Source organism: Pseudomonas sp. RGM 3321 (assembly GCF_022836805.1).
Classification (GTDB): Bacteria; Pseudomonadota; Gammaproteobacteria; order Pseudomonadales; family Pseudomonadaceae; genus Aquipseudomonas.
Genome location: NZ_JALHBH010000121.1, coordinates 357,204 through 378,755, shown reverse-complemented (window position 1 = coordinate 378,755; position 21,552 = coordinate 357,204). Strand labels below are relative to the sequence as shown.

Genomic DNA, 21,552 nt, shown 5'->3' with positions numbered 1-21,552 from the left:
GAGCCGCAATTGTGCGCAGCCGCTTCAAGCAACAGCAATGACTGGAACTGCCATCGCAGATGGCACTCCGGCCATCACAATGGCCGGAGCCACGTGAATGCCTACAGCGCCTGAGTAAAACGGTCCAGACAAGCTTTGATGTATGCAACCTGGAAACCAAACGACTGCTTGGCGAGAGCCTTGGCTTCAGCGGAGGGTTTGCCTTTCTTGAACTCCAGAATACCGAGCTGCATGGCTTGTACCGCAACATCCGACAAAGGCTGGAACAGCGCAAGGGCACCATTGTCGGGAAACTGGACCTTCAGCTTGTCGAACAGCACGTCCGCATCATCGCGCAGTGCCATGAACTCGGCAGACGTCATGATCTGATCCGCATAAACCTGCTTCAAGCGTTTTTCCAGGTTCAACTCTGGGAGTGGGGGCTGGGGGGGTGCCGACGTTGAGGGAGAAGATGTGGCGGCAGCAAATGTTTGCCCCCTCAATAGTTGGTTTTCAGACACCGACGGATCGGCAGGTAAAGGTTGAGCTTCAGGAGCAAGCGAGCTTTCAGCCGGAGGAGTTTCTCCGGGTGGCACTGCCTTTTCTTCAGTCATTATCAATCCTCCTGGGAATGAATGTTCCCTCCAGGGAACACGCAGACACTAAGAGAAACGCCACCGGACTACAACGCTCAATCCAGACCTAAAACACCGTTATTAATAGCTGAAAACACTCAACTAATTGGTAGCTCCTGGCCATGTGGTACAACCGCCACGGTCAGACGCGATATGCAGCTCAGCTTGCCCTCCTCGGTACTGATGCGGATGTCCCATACATGGGTGGTACGGCCGATGTGCACAGGACGCACAACACCGGTTACCCGTCCGGTACGCACGCCGCGCAGATGGTTGGCGTTGACCTCTAGCCCGACGCAGAAATACTTGCTCGGGTCGACAATCAGGTAACTGGCCATCGATCCCAGAGACTCGGCAAGCACCACGGATGCACCGCCATGCAACAGCCCGAAAGGCTGATGGGTACGCTGATCGACGACCATGCTGGCTGTCAGGGAATCATCCGTGAACGATTCGAAGCGAATATCCAGCACCTCACCAATGGTGTTTTTCTGAGCCGCCATAAGGGCTTCGATATCAGGAGCCTGACGCCATACACTCATGTTAAATCCTTTTTCAAAGAGGGCCGCGTTTGCGGTGATTCATTGCTCGAACAGACCGTTTCAAACGTGTCGAACGCTGTTGAGCTGCATTGCGCCAGCCAGCACGAACTCGCCTTCCAGCTCAGCCAGACTGGCAGTACTCATGGGCTCGGCCTGTTGCGGACTGCCGTGCGCCAGTACGCCGATCAATTCGCCCACCAGGGGTTGATGACTGACCAGCAGCACTTCGTCGACGCCCAGCTTGTCCAGCTGGAGCAACACCTCGCGCGGGCTGCTGTCCGGTGTCAGCCAGGGCACCGTCACGACCGGGTCATTGAACCCCAGCGACTGGCGTACCAACTCGGCTGTCTGCTGTGCACGAACATAGGGGCTGGCGATGATCCGCCGCACCGACTTGTCAGTCAGGTGCACTGCATTTTTGAGCACTTCCTCACGCCCGTGTGCGGTCAGCTCGCGTTCGGCATCACTGCGCGCCCGCGACTGCGCTTCGCCATGACGCAATACCCAGACCTTCACAGTTTTGGCTCTTCGTCACGCACCGGATGCGGCGCTGGCGGAACGTGATGAGCCGCCTCGCCTTCAGGAGCACGCGGCGCTGGCCAGTCGGCGAAGGGCCAGGGCTTGTGGTCGCTGTGAAACGTCCCGAAACGACCAATCTGGGCCAGGTACTGGCTAATACTGTCGCCGAAATTCATCAGACCGCCATTCGGCGCGCCATAGATAAGGCGATAAACCAATTGCACCAGCACTACGCCCGCCAGAATGATCTGCGCAACGTGCCATACACCCAGAAACAGCAGCATCCACAGAATGCGCAGCAGGATCGATTCGTTATGCTGGATTTTCGACTCGTTCAAGACATTCTCCCTGATCAGACTGAGTTCAATTAAAGCCGGTAATCGAAATGAAATCGACGTCCGTCTTGGGCTCGGCCCGCATCAGCGCCTCAATGACCTGACTGAGCGTACGGCCTTCAAAAAGAATCGCATGCAGCCCGGCGACCAACGGCATATAGACCTGAACCTCCTGCGCTTTGACCTTGAGCACCTTGAGCGTGTTCACGCCCTCGGCTACTTCGCCCAGACGAGTGACCGCCTCGTCCAGCGTCAGCCCCTGGCCCAGCGCAAAACCGACCTGATAATTGCGGCTTTTGGGTGAGGAACAGGTGACGATCAGATCGCCCACCCCGGCCAGGCCGAGAAAGGTCATCGGGTTGGCACCCTGACTGACCGCAAAACGGGTCATTTCCGCCAGCGCCCGGGTGATCAGCATACTCTTGGTGTTTTCGCCCATGTCCAGCGCTACGGCCATGCCTGCGATAATTGCGTAGACGTTTTTCAACGCCCCGCCCAGTTCTACACCAAATCGGTCGTTGCTGGCGTACACCCGAAATGTACGACCATGCAGCGCGGCCTGGACCTGCTGACACAGCGCCTCGTCTTCGCTGGCAACCACGGTGGCAGTCAATGCATGATCGGCGATCTCCCGGGCCAGGTTGGGCCCGGACAATACGCCGATACGCGCCTGGGGAACGATCTCTTCGAGGATCTGGCTCATCAATTTGAAGCTCTGCGCTTCAATACCTTTGGTCAGGCTGACCAACATCTTGCCGTTCAGCCGCTCGACATGGGGCGAGAGTACCGAGCGCAGGGCACTTGAAGGCAGAGCGACGAAAATCAGCTCGCAGGCCTCAAGCGCGGCGGTGATGTCGGTCACCGGCTCGACTTCAGGCCGGACCTTGATGCCCTTGAGGTAACGGGGGTTCTCACGGTTGACGCGAATCGCCTGCGCCTGCTCCGGATCACGCATCCACTGAAGAACCTGATGGCCGTTCTCGGCCAGCAGATTGGCAATGGCAGTGCCGAAGCTGCCACCACCAAGAACCGCGACTGGTTGCTGTGTGGTCATAAAACTATCCATCCAGAGCCATTCAAGTGGCGATGCCAGCATTATACGGAGCGCCGCAGTATCGGCCAGCAACAAAGCTGATCTGTCGAGCATGCAGGGCTGCATGCGACAACAAGTTCGCTGGAAACGCGCGCTATCTCGGTTAACATGCGTGCACAGCATGAACTATCGCGACACCCGGCACTGCCCTTCACAGCCGGACGGGGTCGCGAACACCGGGCGAACAGGCATGGACGCATTAATCGAGTCACCAGCGCAGAGCATTGCGCACAAGACGCACAGCCGATGAAGTTTCGGCATTGGGATATCAATACCCGCACTCAGATCATCAGCCTCGGCCCTGCCCTGTTGCTGACGGCACTGCTGATCAGCTTTTTCACCTTCGTACGTATTCAGGACCTGCGCCAGGAGCTCAATCACACCGGACAGCTCATCGCCAATCAATTGGCTACGGCCGTCGAACCGGGTGTAGCGACAGGCGATATCGACGGGCTGAAAGCATTGATGCGCGCCACTCTGTCCATGCCCAGCGTTCGCTATGTAGAGATTCAGGACAGCTCCAATACGGCTATGGTCTACATAGATCAGCCCCGCGAAAGCGAGCAGGCGGCACGGCAGATGGAGATATTCCAGGCCCCTGTCTACCCGCAGCGCACAATAGCTAACAGGCACTCCGCCACGTCGCCCCAAGGCAATCGCCAAACACCTGATAACGCTTCGCAGAGCTATATGGGACGAGTATTGGTCGGGATGTCCAATGAGGCTTTCAGTCGACGTCAGCAGGAAATATTGCTCAAGGCCGGTGTCCTGGCAATGGGCGCGTTGCTGTTCGCTTTTCTGCTGGCCCGCGGCCTTGCCCTGAGCCTGTCCAGACCCGTCAAGGAAATGGGCGAAGCCCTCAAGGCGATTCAGCAGGGCGACTACCACACCCCCCTGCCGGTCAGCGACGATGCCGAGTTAGGTGCACTGGCGCGGCACATCAACAATCTGGCAGAGAACCTGCACCGTACCAGCCTTGAGCAGCAGCGCTCAGTGGCGCAGTTGATCCAGACACGCGAAGAAGCCGAGCAGGCCAACCGCGCCAAGTCGGACTTTCTGGCAATGATGAGTCACGAGTTGCGCACCCCCATGAACGGCGTGCTGGGCATGCTGCAACTGATGGAAACCACGCGCATGACCGCTGAGCAAAGCGAGTATGCGACGCTGGCGACCGAGTCAACCGAGCATCTGCTACGGGTCATCAACGACATTCTCGATTTTTCCCGCATTGAACGCGATGCCCTGCAAATGGAAGGCATAGCGTTCAATCTGGCAGAACTGGTCAGTGCCTCGACCCATGCGTTCAACCACAGCGCGCTGCAACGCAAGCTGCTACTGGAACTGCACATTCAGCCTGGGCTGGAAACGGTGACCGTCACAGGCGACCCGACCCGGATCAGGCAGATCCTGGTGAATCTGATCGGCAACGCGCTCAAATTTACCGAGCAAGGCAAGGTCAGCGTTGTCGCCCGATGGGCGATGCTCGAAAACGAACAGCTGCACTTTACCTGTGCAGTGCATGACAGCGGCATTGGTATCGACGTCGAGCGACTGGAGTCGATGTTCGATGCGTTCAAGCAGGCCGACAGCTCGATCTCCAGGCGCTATGGCGGCACAGGGTTGGGACTGCCGATTGCCCGCACCCTCGCCGAACGCATGGGTGGCACGTTGCGTGCCGAGAGCCAGGAGGGTTCGGGTTCTGTGTTCACGCTGCAGATCCCCCTGCCCGTTTCACGCGATGTTTCGGTGGATATCGCCAAGCCGCTGTCGGTACTCGATGCACATGGCAAGGAGCGCAGCATATTGCTGGTCGAGGACAACCCGGTGAACCGCACCGTGGTGCAGGCCATGTTGCGTAATCTGGGCTGCGAAGTCGACGTGGCGGTGGACGGCGCCGAAGCGGTGATGAAGGCTGGCGCGGGAAACCACGCACTGATACTCATGGATTGCCGGCTGCCGGTCATGGACGGCTATGAAGCCACACGTAGAATCAGGCAACTTTCCGGCCTGGAACGAATCCCAATCATTGCCCTGACTGCCAATGCACTTCAGGGTGATCGGGACGCGTGTTTACAGGCAGGTATGGATGATTACCTGGCGAAACCATTCAAACACGCTGATTTACAGCAGGTTTTACACCGTTGGCTGCCATTTGACGCACCTGTGACTGGCGATAAATGTTAAATTGCGGCAGTCTTGGCACGCAAATCAGCCAGCAAAATCGGCTGAATGACAAAATTCAGTGAACAGGTGTACTTTGATTTCACCTGAGCTGTGACTTTCATTACAACGCAACAGTCTATGAGTAGGCTGCCGGACAGGGTCCTGGCGAATTGGTACGTCAGAACCGGCGTTCGAGCCAGTGGCGCCACAACCTGCCACACGAGATTATTGAGGAGCTCGCATGACCAAACAACACGCCTTTACCCGGGAAGACCTGCTGCGCTGCAGTCGTGGCGAGCTGTTCGGCCCAGGTAATGCGCAACTGCCCGCCCCCAACATGCTGATGGTTGATCGCATCACCCACATCAGCGAAGAAGGCGGCAAGTTCGGCAAAGGTGAATTGGTCGCCGAACTGGATATCAACCCGGACCTGTGGTTCTTTGCCTGCCACTTCGAAGGCGACCCGGTCATGCCCGGCTGCCTGGGCCTGGATGCCATGTGGCAACTGGTCGGTTTCTATCTCGGCTGGCAGGGTAATCCTGGCCGTGGCCGCGCCCTGGGTTCGGGCGATGTGAAGTTTTTCGGTCAGGTGCTGCCTACTGCCAAAAAAGTCACCTATAACATTCAAATCAAACGCACCGTGCGCGGCAAACTGGTCCTGGCAATCGCCGAAGGCACCGTGAGCGTCGATGGTTGCGAAATCTACAGCGCCGAAGGTCTTCGCGTCGGTCTGTTTACTTCCACTGAAAATTTCTAAGGGTACTCGCATGCGCCGCGTCGTTATCACTGGTCTGGGTATTGTTTCCTGCTTGGGCAATGACAAAGAGACCGTCACCGCAAACCTGCGTGCTAACCGCCCTGGCATCCGCTTCAACCCGGAATATGCCGAAATGGGTCTGCGTAGCCAGGTTTCCGGCTCCATCGACCTGAACCTGGAAGAACTGATCGATCGCAAGGTTTATCGCTTCGTCGGCCATGCGGCAGCCTATGCCTACCTGGCGATGAAAGATGCCATCACCGACTCCGGCCTGTCCGATGACCAGGTGTCAAACGTTCGCACCGGCCTGATCGCTGGCAGCGGCGGCGCATCGACCCTGAACCAGATGGAAGCGCTGGATACCCTGCGCGAAAAAGGCGTCAAGCGCGTCGGCCCTTACCGTGTCACGCGGACCATGGGCAGCACCGTTTCGGCCTGCCTGGCCACGCCGTTCAAGATCAAGGGCGTGAACTACTCCATTTCGTCCGCCTGCGCCACCAGCGCTCACTGCATCGGCAACGCTGTCGAGCAGATCCAGCTGGGCAAACAGGACATCGTCTTTGCAGGTGGCGGCGAAGAAGAGCACTGGAGCCAGTCGTTCCTGTTCGACGCAATGGGCGCACTGTCTACTCAGTACAACGAAACGCCGGAAAAAGCCTCCCGCGCTTACGACGCCAAGCGTGACGGTTTCGTCATTGCCGGTGGCGGTGGCATGGTCGTTGTCGAAGAGCTGGAACACGCTCTGGCACGCGGCGCGAAAATCTATGCGGAAATCGTCGGCTACGGCGCTACATCCGACGGCTACGACATGGTTGCGCCAAGCGGTGAAGGTGCGATTCGCTGCATGCAGATGGCCCTGGGTGATATCAACTCCGGCGACATTGACTACATCAACACCCACGGCACCTCGACCCCGGTTGGCGACGCCAAGGAAATGGAAGGCGTGCGCGAAGTATTCGGCGCCAACGCTCCAGCGATCAGCTCCACCAAGAGCCTGTCAGGCCACTCGCTGGGCGCCGCAGGTGTCCACGAAGCGATCTACTGCCTGCTGATGATGGAGAACAACTTCATCGCAGGTTCGGCCAACATCGACGAGCTGGACCCGGTGGTTGCCGACATGCCTATCCTGCTCAAGACCCAGGAAGATGCGAAGCTCGATCTGGTCATGAGCAACAGCTTCGGCTTCGGCGGCACCAACGCCACGCTGGTGTTGAAACGCTGGGCGGGCAAGTAATACTGCTTTTGTCGCAAACAAAGAAGGCGCCTTTCGAGGCGCCTTTTTTGTGAGTCGGGCAAAGTGGCTAGTGTTCTTCGGTATATCTACGGGGACAATGGATCTTCAGAACATCTCTCGCTGCTCATGCTCCAGTATGGGAATGCAGCAGAGGACGCAGAGCGTCCAGAACGGCATGCCCACGCGGAGCATGGGCACGATAGTGTTTCCCGGCACGCCTGCGGGAAGATGGATCTTCAGAACACCGCTCGTTCCTCACGCTCCAGCGTGGGAATGCCGTTCGCGACGCTCTGGGTCGCAAGAGGACGTAGAGCATCCAGACCGGCATGCCCACGGAGCATGGGCACGATAGTGTTCTCCTGCACGCCCTAGGGGACGATAGGTGTTCCTTCAGCCGAACACTTCGCTCAACAAATCATGCATCGACTTGAACGCCCGCCTCGACACTTTTGCGTCGTACATCATCATGCCCGGCACATTGGCGTGCGGATCGGTGAATGAGTGGAATGCCCCACCGTAACTGTGCAGTTGCCAGTCCACACCAGCGGCGTTCATTTCCTCTTCGAAAGCAGGTAACTGCTCTTTTGGCACCAGCGGGTCCGACGCACCGTGGAGAACCAGCACCGAGCCCTTGATGTTCTGCGCATCAACCGGGTTAGGTGTGTCCAGCGTGCCGTGGAAGGAAATCGCGGCTTTCAGTTCGGCCCCGGTGCGTGCAAGCTCCAGCGAGCAGCAGCCACCGAAGCAGAAACCGAATGTTGCGATTCTGTTGGCATCCAAAGACACGTCTGCCTGACTCAATAACTGATCGAGGCCTGACTGCATACGCTTGCGCAACAGCGCGCGATCGTCCTTGAGCGGCATCATGGCAGCGCCCGCCTCGTCATTGTTACTCGGGCGAATCTTCTGACCATAAAGGTCAGCCAGCAGCACCACATAGCCCTTCGCAGCCACCGCTTTGGCGATGTCTTCAGCACCCTTGCTGACACCCATCCAGTTAGGCGCCATCAACAGGCCTGGCTGTGCAGCGGAAGCTTTAGGGTCGTAGGCCAACCGGCTTTCATAAGTCTGGCCATCAATCTGATAGACCACAGAACGAATTTCGATATTGCTGCTCATTACTGACTCCTGATCGTTACAGAGATGAAAAACGTGTCGCGGGAACTGAAACAAAAAACCCGCCGAGGCGGGTTTCTTGTCAACCGGCTATCAAACCGACAGTTCTACCAACAGCTTGTTCAGGCGGCGTACATACGCGGCCGGATCCTTGAGGCTGTCACCGGCGGCCAGCGCCGCCTGATCGAACAGGATGTGCGAAAGATCGCCGAAGCGCTCTTCGCTCTGCTCGGCATCGAGCTTGCCGATAAGCGGGTGGGCCGGGTTGAATTCGAAGATTGGCTTGGAATCCGGAACCTTCTGCCCGCTGGCTTCCAGAATCTGACGCATCTGCAGCCCCATGTCCTGCTCGCCAATGGCCAGAATCGCAGGTGAATCGGTCAGACGATGAGAAACCCGCACTTCGCTTACAGACTCACCCAGCGCAGCTTTCAGGCGCTCGATCAGGCCCTCCTTGTCCTTGGCGATTTCTTCCTGAGCCTTCTTGTCCTCTTCGGAGTCAAGATTACCCAAGTCAAGGTCGCCACGCGCCACATCGACAAACCCCTTGCCGTCGAAATCGCTCAGGTAGCTCATCAACCACTCGTCGATACGGTCGGTCAGCAGCAGCACTTCGATGCCTTTCTTGCGGAAGACTTCAAGGTGCGGACTGTTCTTGACCTGCGCGTAGGATTCGCCAGTGAGATAGTAAATCTTGTCCTGACCTTCCTTGGCACGCGCCAGGTACTCAGCCAGAGAAACACTCTGTTCGCCGCTGTCGTCGGAAGTCGATGCAAAGCGCAGCAGGCCGGCGATCTTTTCCTTGTTGGCGAAGTCTTCCGCCGGACCTTCCTTGAGCACCTGACCGAAGTTCTTCCAGAACCCCTTGTACTGCTCGGGCTCGTTCTTCGCCAGCTTCTCGAGCATGTCCAGCACGCGCTTGGTCAGCGCCGACTTCATCGAGTCGATGATCGGATCTTTCTGCAGGATTTCGCGGGAGACGTTCAGCGACAGGTCATTGGAATCGACCACACCCTTGATGAAGCGCATGTACAGCGGCAGGAACGACTCGGCCTGATCCATGACGAAGACGCGCTGCACATAGAGCTTCAGGCCGCGCGGCGCTTCACGCTGATACAAATCGAACGGCGCACGAGCAGGCACGTACAGCAGCGAGGTGTATTCCAGCTTGCCTTCGACCTTGTTATGGCTCCAGCTCAGAGGGTTCTCGTAGTCGTGCGCGACGTGCTTGTAGAACTCCTGATATTCCTCATCCTTCACCTCGGTGCGAGAACGGGTCCAGAGGGCGCTGGCGCGGTTGACGGTTTCCCACTCCGGGGCCGGTGCTTCCTCGCCCTCGGCTGCCGGAGCCTGCTCTTTGGGCAGCTCGATCGGCAAAGCGATGTGGTCGGAGTACTTCTTGATGATGTTACGCAGACGGTAGCCGTCAGCGAATTCCTCTTCACCGTTTTTCAGGTGCAGAACGATACGCGTACCGCGCTCGGCCTTGTCGACGTTTGCAACTTCAAACTCGCCCTCACCTTTGGAAGACCAGTGCACGCCTTCACTGGACGGCGAACCGGCACGACGGCTGAATACTTCGACCTGATCGGCAACGATGAATGCCGAATAGAAACCCACGCCGAACTGACCGATCAGGTGCGAGTCCTTCTTCTGGTCACCCGACAGGTTTTTCATGAAATCAGCGGTGCCTGACTTGGCGATGGTCCCCAGATGGGTGATCACATCTTCACGGCTCATACCGATGCCGTTGTCTTCAAGGGTAACGGTCTTCGCGTCCTTGTCGAAGCTCACGCGAATCTTCAGCTCGGCGCCGCCTTCCAGCAACTCCGACTTCGACAACGCTTCAAAACGCAATTTGTCGACCGCGTCAGACGCGTTCGAGATCAATTCGCGAAGGAAAATTTCCTTGTTGGAATACAGCGAATGGATCATGAGGTGCAGCAGTTGCTTTACCTCGGTCTGGAAGCCCAGGGTTTCCTTTTGAGTTTCCACACTCATAATCATCAAACTCCGATCTGGATGGTATAAGCCGTCACGATCAGGCATCAGCCTGCGTGACAGCGGGTAGTCATCAAGGTGGGGGCTGGGTCGGGGATTTCAAGAGCCAATGATGCCCGGAGTGTGTTTCATGCGCCGGATACCACACGCATTGCGTTGGTAGGTGCTGGCCAGAACTATCCGCAATCGGCACAGTGCGATCGGCCTGTAACGACCGCGAAACAACGGCCTCCAATATTGTCATCACGGGTGGAACTTAACTCACGGAGGCAGGCTCTTAGCCTCGTGAACACTCAATAAGGAGAAACACCCCATGCGTAAATCTTTAGCCTATGCCTTGATGCTTTCTGCCACCCTGGGCCTTGCCGCCTGTGACAAAAAGTCCGAAAACACTCAGCAAGATGCCAATAAGGCAGCTCAGCAGTCCCAGGAGTCGATGGAAAAGGCTCAGGAAAAAGTAAATGACGCGGCCAAGGAAAGCCAGGAAGCCGCTCAGAAGAACGCTGAAGCCGCTCAGCAGCGTACCAACGAGAACGCCAACAAAGCGCCAGAAGCAGCGCCAGCCACCAAGTAAGGCTGAAACGCTCACAGAACTAAAAAAGCCCGCTCAAAGCGGGCTTTTTCATTTAACTCGTCTCACCTGACACGTAACGTCAGTTAGACATTACATGGTGTACCGCATTCAAGCCAGCGCCTCGCTGCGCTTGCCCATGACCCTGTCAACGGCCACAGCGCCCGCCAGCGTGATTACCGAGGGTACCAGCCATGCCAAGCCTTGATCACTCAGCGGCAGACTGGTCAGTACACCCGGCAGATAGTCGGAAAAACCGGCACCCTTCAGCGCATCGATCAAGCCGAAGATGAGTGATACCAGCATCACAGGTGCAACCACCCGCCCCTGACTCTGCCAGAGGCCTTTGCAGAAGCTCAGCGCGACCAGCACGATGCACGGTGGATAGATAGCAGTGAGCACCGGAATCGAAAACTGGATCAGCTTGGTTAGCCCCAGATTGGATACCAACAACGAGAACACCGCCAGGATGATCACCAGCGTCCGGTAAGACAGCGGCAGCACCTTGGCAAAGTATTCAGCACAGGCACAGGTCAGGCCTACCGCAGTCACCAGACACGCCAGCGAAATCAGTACGGCGAGGAAGCCACTGCCCAATGAACCAAAGGTGTGCTGCACGTAAGCATGCAGAACCGCCGCGCCGTTGCTCGCGCCTGCCGCGACTGCATGGCTGCCGGAGCCCAGGCGAAACAGGCTGACATACACCAGCGCCAGTCCGACACCGGCAATGAGCCCGGCAATGATTGCGTAGCGCGTGATAAGACGTGGCGACTCGACACCACGAGAGCGGATGGCATTAACGATGACAATCCCGAAAACCAGCGCCCCGAGGGTGTCCATGGTCAGATAACCATTGATGAAACCCTGAGAAAAAGGCGCCGCGGCATACGCGGGCTCAGCCTCGCCTATTCCGCCTGCGGGCAATGCGAATGCCGCGATCCCCAATACTGCCAGGGCAATAATCTTCAGCGGTGCCAGAAAGCGCCCGACCGTGTCGAGCAAGCGCCCCGGGTACAGCGAAACCCAGAACACCACCAGAAAATACACCAGACTGTAGAGGAACAACGCGACTGGAGTGTCACCGGTCAGAGGCGCCAGGCCGACTTCAAACGAGACAGTCGCGGTACGCGGGGTCGCGAACAGTGGGCCGACCGCCAGATAGCAGACGGCAGCGAGCGCCCCGCCGGCAATCTTGCCGATCGGACTGCTCAGTGCATCCATTGCTCCCCCCACCCTGGCCAGGGCAATTACCGTAACGACCGGCAGCCCGACCGCAGTGACCAGAAAGCCCAGCGCCGCCATCCATACATGCTGACCGGCCTGCAGGCCCACAATAGGCGGGAAGATGATATTGCCAGCCCCGACAAACAGGGCAAATGTCATAAAACCGAGTGCCAGGATGTCCTGGCCTTTCAACACTTTCATTACGAGGGACCACACGGAATCGAAATAAGGGATGGGACGTCACCCATGAATGGGGCAGACGCAGCCCGTCGGCGTAAGACGTGGCAGTACCTTGCGAAACGCCCCTCGTGAGGGCAACGCAAAAACGGCGGACAGGGTAGCCAACTTCGACCGAAAATGCACTGCCTCAGGGCGTACCGGCCGACGACGCACCTTTAAAAAGCAGTCGAGCAAACTGCCGGTTATTCGGAAATTTCCGACAGACCCACCGTTGATGGGTCGGTAGATTGAGTGGCATCTCTACCGCCGATGACTGATTTCCATGCCCGAAGCGAAAACCCGGCCTGCGGTTCTCACCCCTGCCCTATACACGCCACGCCTTGCACTGCTGCCGTTGCAGCTCGAAGACGGACCCGCCATGCAGAGCCTGTTCAATCACTGGGAGGTCGTGCGTTATCTGACCCATCACGTGCCCTGGCCCTACCCTGAAGGCGAAGCACTGCGCTATCTGCGCGAAGACGTTCTGCCTGCGATGCTCGATGGGGAAGAATGGCACTGGTCGATTCGCCTGCGCAGCCAGCAGCAACGACTGATTGGCAGTGCATGCATGATGGACGAGGAAGACAACAACCGGGGCTTCTGGCTGTCACCGACCTATCAAGGGCTGGGGCTGATGTCGGAAGTCTGTATTGCGATCGACCGCTTCTGGTTTGAAACACTCGGGCGCAAGGTCCTGCGCGTGGCCAAGTCAGCCTTGAATGAAGCGTCCTGCCGGCTGTCGCAGCGCGAAGGCATGCGCCTTGTGACCGTTCAGGAGTCACAGTTTGTTTGCGGCACGACACAGGAACAAATATGGGAACTGACGCGAGACGAATGGCTGGCAAGCACCAGCGAGTAGGCAGACAAGCCTGAGCATGTCCGATGTGGCGGGTCACACGCCTAAACAAAAGCCACCCGAAGGTGGCTTTTGTCGACTGCTCGAATCAGCAAGCGAAGCTTACTTGGTCGGCCAGCCGGTCAGCTCGGCCAGGGCCTTGCCAATGTCTGCCAGGGAGCGCACGGTTTTTACACCAGCGTCCTGCAGTGCAGCGAATTTCTCGTCTGCAGTACCTTTACCACCGGAGATGATTGCACCGGCATGGCCCATGCGCTTGCCCGGAGGAGCAGTCACACCAGCGATGTAGGAAACAACCGGCTTGGTCACGTGTGCCTTGATGTAGGCAGCCGCTTCTTCTTCAGCCGAACCGCCGATCTCGCCGATCATGACGATCGCCTCGGTCTTCGGGTCTTCCTGGAACAGCTTCAGGATATCGATGAAGTTCGAACCAGGGATCGGGTCACCACCGATACCTACACAGGTGGACTGACCGAAACCGGCGTCAGTGGTCTGCTTCACAGCTTCGTAGGTCAGGGTGCCGGAACGCGACACGATACCTACTTTGCCTGGCAAGTGAATGTGACCTGGCATGATGCCGATCTTGCACTCGCCCGGAGTGATGACGCCTGGGCAGTTAGGGCCGATCAGGATCACACCCAGCTCGTCGCACTTGACCTTGGCTTCCAGCATGTCGATGGTCGGGATGCCTTCGGTGATGCAGACGATCAGCTTGATGCCGCCGAACGCTGCTTCAAGGATGGAGTCCTTGCAGAAAGGAGCCGGAACGTAGATGACGCTGGCGGTCGCGCCAGTGGTGTCTACCGCTTCTTTCACAGTGTTGAACACTGGCAGGTTCAGGTGCGTGGTGCCGCCCTTGCCTGGAGTCACGCCGCCAACCATTTTGGTGCCGTAGGCAATGGCTTGCTCGGAGTGGAAGGTACCTTGCGAACCAGTGAAACCCTGGCAGATAACCTTGGTGTCTTTATTGATCAGGACGCTCATTACTTGCCCTCCGCGGCTTTGACAACTTGTTGAGCAGCGTCGGTCAGGCTGGTCGCAGCGATGATGTTCAAACCGCTTTCTGCCAGTACTTTAGCGCCCAGCTCAGCGTTGTTGCCTTCAAGGCGAACAACAACCGGGATTTTCACGCCGACTTCTTTCACTGCGCCGATGATGCCTTCGGCAATCATGTCGCAACGAACGATGCCGCCGAAGATGTTGACCAGAACTGCAGCGACGTTGGTGTCGGACAGAATGATCTTGAACGCTTCGGTAACGCGTTCCTTGGTGGCACCACCGCCAACGTCAAGGAAGTTTGCAGGCTTGCCGCCATGCAGGTTGACGATGTCCATGGTACCCATGGCCAGGCCAGCACCGTTGACCATGCAGCCGATGTTACCTTCCAGCGCTACGTAGTTCAGTTCGAACTTGGCAGCGTGAGCTTCGCGAGGATCGTCCTGCGAAGGATCGTGGAAGCCCTTCAGCTTTGGCTGACGGTACATGGCGTTGGCGTCGATGTTGATCTTTGCGTCCAGGCAGTGCAGATCGCCGTCAGCCTTGATCACCAGCGGGTTCACTTCCAGCAGGGCCAGGTCGTGGTCCTGGAACAGCTTGGCCAGACCGGTGAAGATCTTGGCGAACTGAGTGACCTGCTTGCCTTCCAGACCCAGTTGGAATGCCAGATCGCGACCCTGGAACGGCTGAGCGCCGACCAGTGGGTCAATCGTGGCCTTGAGAATCTTTTCAGGAGTGTCGTGAGCGATCTTCTCGATGTCCACGCCACCTTCGGTGGAAGCCATGAACACGATACGACGGCTGGAACGATCTACCACAGCGCCCAGATACAGCTCTTTGGCGATGTCGGTGCACGACTCGACCAGAATCTTGGTCACTGGCTGACCGTTGGCGTCAGTCTGGTAAGTCACCAGGCGCTTGCCCAGCCACTGTTGAGCGAACGCTGCAGCGTCTTCCTTGCTGCGAACCAGCTTTACGCCGCCCGCTTTACCGCGACCACCTGCGTGAACCTGGGCTTTGACGACCCACTCGGTTCCGCCGATCTTGTCGCAGGCTTCTGCTGCTGCTTCCGGGGTGTCTACCGCGTAACCCTTGGATACTGGCAGGCCGTACTCAGCGAACAGCTGCTTACCCTGATACTCGTGAAGATTCATGCTTATTACCGTCTTCGTTTAGGTACTGCGCATTCGGTGCTGCACGTCAGCGTGCCGCACCACCTGTGACCGCTACTCCGGGTGGACTCTGCAAGTGCCGTGGGACACTCATGGAGCCGCCTGAGAGGTCGAGTCCGGCGCAGATTCCGCGGTAAGCCCTGCTTGCAAGGCCAACGACGGGCACTGCGCCGTGGTTTCTCTTGTTGTCTTAGCGTTTCTTGCGATTCTGGATATGGATGGCGCCGCCATTCACAGCCAGTGCAGCTTCATGCAGCGCTTCGGACAGAGTCGGGTGCGAGAAGACCATCATGCCGATGTCTTCTGCGCTGCTACCGAATTCCATCGCGATTGCGCCCTGCTGTACCAGCTCGGCAGCACTTGGACCAATAACGTGAACACCCAGTACGCGGTCAGTCTTGGCGTCGGCAATGATCTTGACGAAGCCCCCGGTGTCGTTGGCTGCCATGGCACGGCCGCTGGCCGCGAACGGGAACGTACCGACATTGACTTCAACGCCTTCGGCCTTGAGCGTCTGCTCGGTCTTGCCGACCCAGGCGATTTCCGGGTGGGTATAGATAACCGACGGGATCAGGTTGTAGTTCATCTGAGCCTTGTGGCCCTTGATGCGCTCGACAACCATGATGCCTTCTTCCGACGCCTTGTGTGCCAGCATCAGGCCACGCACCACGTCACCAATGGCGTATACGCCAGGAACGCTGGTGGTGCAGTAGTCATCAACGTAGATGAAACCGCGCTCGTCCAGATCAACGCCGCTGTCCGATGCCAGCAGGTCAGTGGTCACAGGACGACGGCCAACGGCAACGATCAGACGATCAAAGGTAATCGACTGCTCGCCAGCGGCGTCGGTGTAGCTGACCACCACTTCTTCGCCTTCGACCTTGGAGCCGGTCACGCGAGCGCCCAGCTTGATGTCCAGACCTTGCTTGGTGAAGGTTTTCAGCGCTTCCTTGGAAACTGCTTCGTCGGCCGCCGGAATGAACTTGTCCAGTGCTTCCAGAACAGTGACCTGAGCGCCAAGGCGAGCCCATACAGAGCCCAGCTCCAGACCGATCACGCCAGCGCCGATGACGCCCAGACGCTGTGGAACCTGTTGGAATTCCAGAGCGCCAGTCGAGTCGACGATGACTTTCTGATCAACCGGAGCTGGCGGAATGTCGATAGGACGCGAGCCCGAAGCCAGAATCACATGGTCCGCTTCGATGATTTCAACGGTGCCGTCAGCAGCCGTCAGCTCGACCTTCTTACCAGCCAGCAGTTTGCCGTGGCCTTGCAGAGTGGTCACGCCATTGGCTTTGAACAGGCTGGCAACGCCGCCGGTCAGGCCTTTGACGATAGTCGACTTGCGACCGATCATGGCCGGCACATCGATGTTCACTTCAGATGTCGAGATGCCATGCACGCTGAAGCCGTTCTTGGCTTCATAGAACTTCCAGGAGCTGTCGAGCAGCGCCTTGGAGGGAATGCAACCAACGTTGAGGCAGGTACCACCGAGGGCCAGTTTGCCCTCCTTGTCCTGGTACTTCTCGATGCAGGCAGTCTTGAGACCAAGTTGCGCAGCCTTGATAGCGGCAACATAACCGCCAGGGCCTGCGCCAATCACTACCACGTCGAATTTCTGGGACATAACAAAGAGTTCCTCTTTAGCTGCGAGCTTTTAGCTGCAAGCTGCAAGTCGATCCGCGATCAGGCAAAAACGACTTGCGACCTATTAATCAGGTGAAACACACCAGCCCCGGCTGCACGCTTTTCCGCTTCTGACTTGAAGCTTGAAGCTTGCAACCCAGGGCTGCCTCATCAGATATCCAGCAACAGACGAGCCGGATCTTCCAGCAGATTCTTGATGGTCACGAGGAAGGTTACCGCTTCCTTGCCGTCAATCAAACGGTGATCGTACGACAGTGCCAGATACATCATCGGACGAATCACTACCTGACCGTTTACTGCCATCGGGCGCTGAAGAATGTTGTGCATGCCCAGAATTGCAGCCTGTGGCGGGTTGACGATCGGCGTCGACATCATCGAACCGAAAGTACCACCATTAGTGATCGTGAAGGTGCCACCGGTCATCTCGTCGATGGACAGTTTGCCATCACGGGCTTTCTTGCCGAAGGTGGCGATGCCGCCTTCGATTTCAGCCAGGCTCATGTGCTCGGCGTTACGCAGAACCGGCACAACCAGACCACGGTCGCTGGACACTGCAACACCGACGTCGGCATAGCCGTGGTAGACGATGTCGGAGCCGTCGATAGACGCGTTGACAGCCGGGAAGCGTTTCAGCGCCTCGGTAGCAGCCTTGACGAAGAACGACATAAAGCCCAGACGTACGCCGTTGTGCGACTTCTCGAACAGGTCCTTGTACTTGGAACGCAGTGCCATGACTTCGGTCATGTCGACTTCGTTGAACGTGGTCAGCATGGCCATGTTCGACTGGGCTTCGACCAGACGCTTGGCAACGGTTGCACGTACACGAGTCATCGGCACACGCTTCTCGGTGCGGTCGCCAGCAGCGATAACCGGTGCTGCAGCGGCAGCAGGCTTGGCAGCAGGAGCAGCGGCTGGAGCGGATTTCTTCGCTTCAACGGCAGCGACCACGTCTTCCTTGGTGATACGGCCGTCTTTACCGGTGCCCTTGACGCTGGCCAGGTTGATGCCGTTTTCTTCAGCGAGTTGACGCGCAGCAGGCGCGGCAATCGGGTCTTCTTCGCCGGCGGCAGCCGGTGCAGCGGCGGGTGCCGAGGCAGGCGCAGCAGCAGGTGCAGCAGCAGGTGCTGGAGCAGCAGCAGGTGCTGGAGCAGCAGAGGCCGTGGCACCATCATTCAAAGTGCCAAGCACTTCGTTGGAGAGGACGATAGCGCCCTCTTCCTTGGTGATCGAGCCCATCACGCCGTCAGCTTCGGCCAGCACTTCCAGAACAACCTTGTCAGTCTCGATGTCAACCAGCATCTCGTCACGTTTTACCGCATCACCCTCTTTTTTGTACCACTTGGAAATGGTGCCATCGGCAACGGATTCCGGGAAAGAGGGGGCTTTGATCTCGATAGCCATTATCTGTAATTCCTTAATTCGGTTTCTAATGCTCGAAGGCGTTAAACAGTGAAGGCATCTTGCAACAGTTTTTCCTGCTGCTCGGCGTGCATCGAAGCGTAACCACAGGCTGGAGCAGCAGAGGCGTCACGACCCGCGTACTCGAGAACGAGTTCACGCTTGTGGTTGCCCATGCTGCGGCGCAGATGGTGCTGACTGCTGTACCAGGCCCCCTGGTTCATTGGTTCTTCCTGACACCAGACCACATGTTGCAGGTTGGTGTACGGCGCGATGGTTTCCATCAGGTCGTCTTCAGGGAACGGGTACAGCTGCTCGAGACGAACGATGGCGATGTCTTCACGCCCTTCGGCACGGCGTTTTTCCAGCAGATCGTAGTAGACCTTGCCACTGCACAGCACCAGACGCGTGACCTTGGCCGGATCGAGGGTATCGATTTCCGGAATGACGGTCTGGAACGAGCCTTCGGCCAGATCTTCCAGGGTCGAAACAGCCAGCTTGTGACGCAGCAACGACTTGGGAGTCAGCACGATCAGCGGCTTGCGCAGCGGGCGGATGACCTGACGACGCAGCAAATGGTAGATCTGCGCCGGAGTCGTTGGCACGCACACCTGAATGTTGTGCTCGGCACACAATTGCAGGTAACGCTCAAGACGTGCCGACGAGTGCTCTGGCCCCTGCCCTTCGTAGCCGTGAGGCAACAGCATGGTCAGACCGCACAGACGGCCCCACTTGTGTTCACCGCTGGTGATGAACTGGTCGACAACCACCTGGGCACCGTTGGCGAAGTCGCCGAACTGCGCTTCCCAGATAACCAGTGCATCCGGCTGGGTGGTCGAGTAACCGTATTCGAATGCCAGCACGGCCTCTTCCGACAGGAACGAGTCATACAGGTCGAAACGCGGCTGACCGGAGTACAGATTCTGCAGCGGGATATAGGTCCCGGCGTCTTTCTGGTTGTGCAGTACAGCGTGACGGTGCGAGAACGTACCGCGACCGATGTCCTGCCCTGTCATACGGATCGGGTGACCTTCGAAGGCCAGCGTGGCGTATGCCATGGTTTCGGCATAACCCCAGTTGATCGGCAAGCCACCGGCCTGCATCTTCTGACGGTCTTCGTAGATCTTCTGAACCTGACGCTGCACCACGAAGCCTTCAGGCAGTTCCATCAGCTTGGCGGACAGTTCCTGCAGGGTCTTGAGGTCGAAGCGAGTGTCGTGACGCGCAGTCCAGGCGTGGCCCAGGTACGGACGCCAGTCGACGAACAATTCCTTGTTCGGCTCCTTGACCAGGCTTTTCACTACGTGCAGACCATTGTCCAGCGCGCTGCGGTAATCATCGACCTTGGCCTGAACACGGGCCTCATCGAGAATGCCGGTCTTGATCAGATGCTCGGCATACAGCTCACGGGTGGTGCGCTGCTTAGTGATCTGCTGATACATCAGAGGCTGAGTGCCGCTAGGCTCGTCAGCTTCGTTGTGACCGCGGCGACGGTAGCAGACGAGGTCGATCACGATATCGCGCTTGAACTGCATGCGGTAATCGATCGCCAGCTGGGTCACGAACATCACGGCTTCCGGATCATCGCCATTCACATGGAGGATCGGCGCCTGGATCATCTTGGCAACGTCGGTGGCGTACTCGGTCGAACGCGAGTCCAGCGGGTTGCTGATGGTGAAGCCCACTTGGTTGTTGATGACGATGTGGATCGTGCCGCCAGTCTTGAAGCCGCGAGTCTGCGACATCTGGAAGGTTTCCATGACCACGCCCTGACCTGCAAAGGCCGCGTCGCCGTGGAGGGAAATCGGCAGAACCTTGTCGCCATTCGGATCGTTGCGACGATCCTGACGCGCACGCACCGACCCCTCGACCACCGGAGAAACGATCTCCAGGTGAGACGGGTTGAATGCCATGGCAAGGTGAACCTCACCGCCTGCGGTCATGACGTTGGAAGAGAAGCCCTGGTGGTATTTGACGTCACCGGAACCCAGCTCCACTTTTTTCTTGCCTTCGAACTCGTCGAACAGGTCGCGCGGGTTCTTGCCGAAGGTGTTGACCAGTACGTTCAGACGGCCGCGGTGGGCCATACCGATCACGACTTCCTTGGTACCATAGGACCCGGAACGCTGAATCAGCTCATCGAGCATCGGGATCAGGCTTTCGCCACCTTCCAGACCGAAGCGCTTGGTGCCCGGATATTTGGTACCCAGGTACTTCTCGAGACCTTCGGCTGCGGTGACACGCTCGAGCAGATGGCTCTGGATATCAGCCGAGAACGCTGGACGGCCGCGAACACTCTCAAGACGCTGCATGAACCAGTTGCGCTGCTCGGAATCCACGATGTGAGTGAACTCGGAGCCTATGGTGCGACAATATGTCTGCTGCAACGCTTCATGAATTTCGCGTAGGCTCGCTTCCTCTTTGCCGATGAACAGGTCGCCGGCACGGAAGGTCGTATCAAGATCGGCATTGGTCAAGCCGTAATGATTGATCGACAGATCCGCAGGCGCAGGGCGCTGCCAAAGGCCCAACGGATCGAGCTGGGCAGCCTGGTGGCCACGCATCCGATACGCCTGGATCAGCCGCAGCACTTCAACCTGCTTCTTCTCGTGTTCGCTGCTCACACTGCCGGCGGACACCGGTTGAGCGCGGCGCTGGTTTTTGGCCAGCAACACGAAATGATCGCGAATGGTCGAGTGCGATACATCAGTGGCAGAGCTGCCGTCTGCTGGCAACTTCTGAAAGTAGGTGCGCCATTCTTCTGGCACAGCGTTAGGGTCGTGCAGGTAAAGCTCATAGAGCTCTTCCACATAGGCAGCGTTACCACCGGATAGGTGGGCACTGTTCCACATGCGCTGCATCACGCTTTCTTGCATGCTTGGTCACCCTCGGTAAGGGGACACCACCGGCGAAGACACCAGAGCAATCCTGAAATAGTCGTGTGCAGCGACTGTATCAAGTCACCAGGGATCACGCAGATAGTCCGGGTACCAGCCCGGATGCCCCTGCTGGTCTCATTTCTTCAAAATAAGAGCGGCAGCTTTGCGAGCTACTGCTCAGGTTAAAACTACGGCGCCGGTTGAAGCCTGCGCCGC

18 protein-coding genes are annotated in these 21,552 nt (G+C 57.9%); 5 read left to right on the top strand and 13 right to left on the bottom strand.

Going from position 1 to position 21,552, the window contains the following annotated elements:
- Nucleotides 1-101: 101 nt before the first annotated feature.
- The 5 genes from RGM3321_RS27155 to RGM3321_RS27135 form a co-directional block, all read right to left on the bottom strand.
- Entirely contained in the window at nt 102-593 is a 492-nt protein-coding gene (locus RGM3321_RS27155) for a hypothetical protein (protein WP_244395606.1), read from the bottom strand.
- Nucleotides 594-712: 119 nt separating this feature from the next.
- A complete protein-coding gene (locus tag RGM3321_RS27150; RefSeq protein WP_244395605.1) occupies nt 713-1,156 on the bottom strand; it encodes a hotdog fold thioesterase in 444 nt (147 codons plus the stop codon).
- A 60-nt stretch (nt 1,157-1,216) separates the two neighbouring features.
- A complete protein-coding gene (gene sixA, locus RGM3321_RS27145) occupies nt 1,217-1,672 on the bottom strand; it encodes a phosphohistidine phosphatase SixA (RefSeq protein ID WP_244395604.1) in 456 nt (151 codons plus the stop codon).
- Complete coding sequence (locus RGM3321_RS27140; RefSeq protein ID WP_279614146.1) at nt 1,669-2,013, bottom strand: DUF4389 domain-containing protein; 345 nt, start codon at nt 2,011-2,013, stop codon at nt 1,669-1,671. Before RGM3321_RS27140 ends, sixA begins: the two co-directional genes overlap by 4 nt.
- A 25-nt stretch (nt 2,014-2,038) precedes the next feature.
- The gene (locus tag RGM3321_RS27135) at nt 2,039-3,064 is read right to left on the bottom strand and encodes an NAD(P)H-dependent glycerol-3-phosphate dehydrogenase (RefSeq protein WP_244395603.1); all 1,026 of its coding nucleotides are present in this window, start codon (nt 3,062-3,064) and stop codon (nt 2,039-2,041) included.
- A 285-nt stretch (nt 3,065-3,349) separates the two neighbouring features.
- On the opposite strand from RGM3321_RS27135, the gene RGM3321_RS27130 reads away from it, so the two are divergent.
- The 3 genes from RGM3321_RS27130 (at nt 3,350) to fabB (ending at nt 7,257) form a co-directional block, all read left to right on the top strand.
- Entirely contained in the window at nt 3,350-5,287 is a 1,938-nt protein-coding gene (locus RGM3321_RS27130) for an ATP-binding protein (RefSeq protein ID WP_244395602.1), read from the top strand.
- A 220-nt stretch (nt 5,288-5,507) separates the two neighbouring features.
- Nucleotides 5,508-6,023, top strand: coding sequence for a 3-hydroxyacyl-[acyl-carrier-protein] dehydratase FabA (fabA, locus tag RGM3321_RS27125; protein ID WP_244395601.1), 516 nt, complete (start codon nt 5,508-5,510; stop codon nt 6,021-6,023).
- A 10-nt stretch (nt 6,024-6,033) separates the two neighbouring features.
- Nucleotides 6,034-7,257, top strand: a complete 1,224-nt coding sequence (gene fabB, locus RGM3321_RS27120) for a beta-ketoacyl-ACP synthase I (protein WP_244395600.1) — start codon at nt 6,034-6,036, stop codon at nt 7,255-7,257.
- A gap of 390 nt (nt 7,258-7,647) precedes the next feature.
- On the opposite strand, the gene RGM3321_RS27115 is transcribed toward fabB, so the two are convergent.
- Nucleotides 7,648-8,376 carry a dienelactone hydrolase family protein gene (locus RGM3321_RS27115; RefSeq protein WP_244395599.1) on the bottom strand — a complete coding sequence of 243 codons (729 nt, stop codon included), beginning with the start codon at nt 8,374-8,376 and terminating at the stop codon, nt 7,648-7,650.
- Between the two features lie 90 nt (nt 8,377-8,466).
- Nucleotides 8,467-10,374 (bottom strand): molecular chaperone HtpG, encoded by a 1,908-nt coding sequence (gene htpG / locus RGM3321_RS27110; RefSeq protein ID WP_244395598.1) that lies wholly within the window; start codon nt 10,372-10,374, stop codon nt 8,467-8,469.
- A gap of 313 nt (nt 10,375-10,687) precedes the next feature.
- On the opposite strand from htpG, the gene RGM3321_RS27105 reads away from it, so the two are divergent.
- A complete protein-coding gene (locus tag RGM3321_RS27105; RefSeq protein ID WP_002552985.1) occupies nt 10,688-10,948 on the top strand; it encodes a lipoprotein in 261 nt (86 codons plus the stop codon).
- 108 nt (nt 10,949-11,056) lie between these two features.
- Here the strand turns inward: RGM3321_RS27105 and brnQ are convergent, their stop codons facing one another.
- The gene (gene brnQ / locus RGM3321_RS27100; RefSeq protein ID WP_244395597.1) at nt 11,057-12,370 is read right to left on the bottom strand and encodes a branched-chain amino acid transport system II carrier protein; all 1,314 of its coding nucleotides are present in this window, start codon (nt 12,368-12,370) and stop codon (nt 11,057-11,059) included.
- Between the two features lie 301 nt (nt 12,371-12,671).
- Between brnQ and RGM3321_RS27095 the strand changes: the two genes are divergently transcribed.
- Nucleotides 12,672-13,247 carry a GNAT family N-acetyltransferase gene (locus RGM3321_RS27095; RefSeq protein ID WP_244395596.1) on the top strand — a complete coding sequence of 192 codons (576 nt, stop codon included), beginning with the start codon at nt 12,672-12,674 and terminating at the stop codon, nt 13,245-13,247.
- A gap of 99 nt (nt 13,248-13,346) precedes the next feature.
- On the opposite strand, the gene sucD is transcribed toward RGM3321_RS27095, so the two are convergent.
- From sucD to RGM3321_RS27070, 5 genes are all read right to left on the bottom strand, one after another.
- Complete coding sequence (sucD, locus tag RGM3321_RS27090; RefSeq protein ID WP_004664700.1) at nt 13,347-14,228, bottom strand: succinate--CoA ligase subunit alpha; 882 nt, start codon at nt 14,226-14,228, stop codon at nt 13,347-13,349.
- Complete coding sequence (sucC, locus tag RGM3321_RS27085; RefSeq protein ID WP_002552981.1) at nt 14,228-15,394, bottom strand: ADP-forming succinate--CoA ligase subunit beta; 1,167 nt, start codon at nt 15,392-15,394, stop codon at nt 14,228-14,230. The genes sucD and sucC overlap by 1 nt, the downstream gene beginning before the upstream one ends.
- A 208-nt stretch (nt 15,395-15,602) precedes the next feature.
- The gene (lpdA, locus tag RGM3321_RS27080; protein WP_004664698.1) at nt 15,603-17,039 is read right to left on the bottom strand and encodes a dihydrolipoyl dehydrogenase; all 1,437 of its coding nucleotides are present in this window, start codon (nt 17,037-17,039) and stop codon (nt 15,603-15,605) included.
- A 170-nt stretch (nt 17,040-17,209) separates the two neighbouring features.
- The gene (gene odhB, locus RGM3321_RS27075) at nt 17,210-18,460 is read right to left on the bottom strand and encodes a 2-oxoglutarate dehydrogenase complex dihydrolipoyllysine-residue succinyltransferase (protein WP_244395595.1); all 1,251 of its coding nucleotides are present in this window, start codon (nt 18,458-18,460) and stop codon (nt 17,210-17,212) included.
- A gap of 41 nt (nt 18,461-18,501) precedes the next feature.
- Entirely contained in the window at nt 18,502-21,333 is a 2,832-nt protein-coding gene (locus tag RGM3321_RS27070; protein ID WP_058400463.1) for a 2-oxoglutarate dehydrogenase E1 component, read from the bottom strand.
- Nucleotides 21,334-21,552 lie beyond the last annotated feature (219 nt).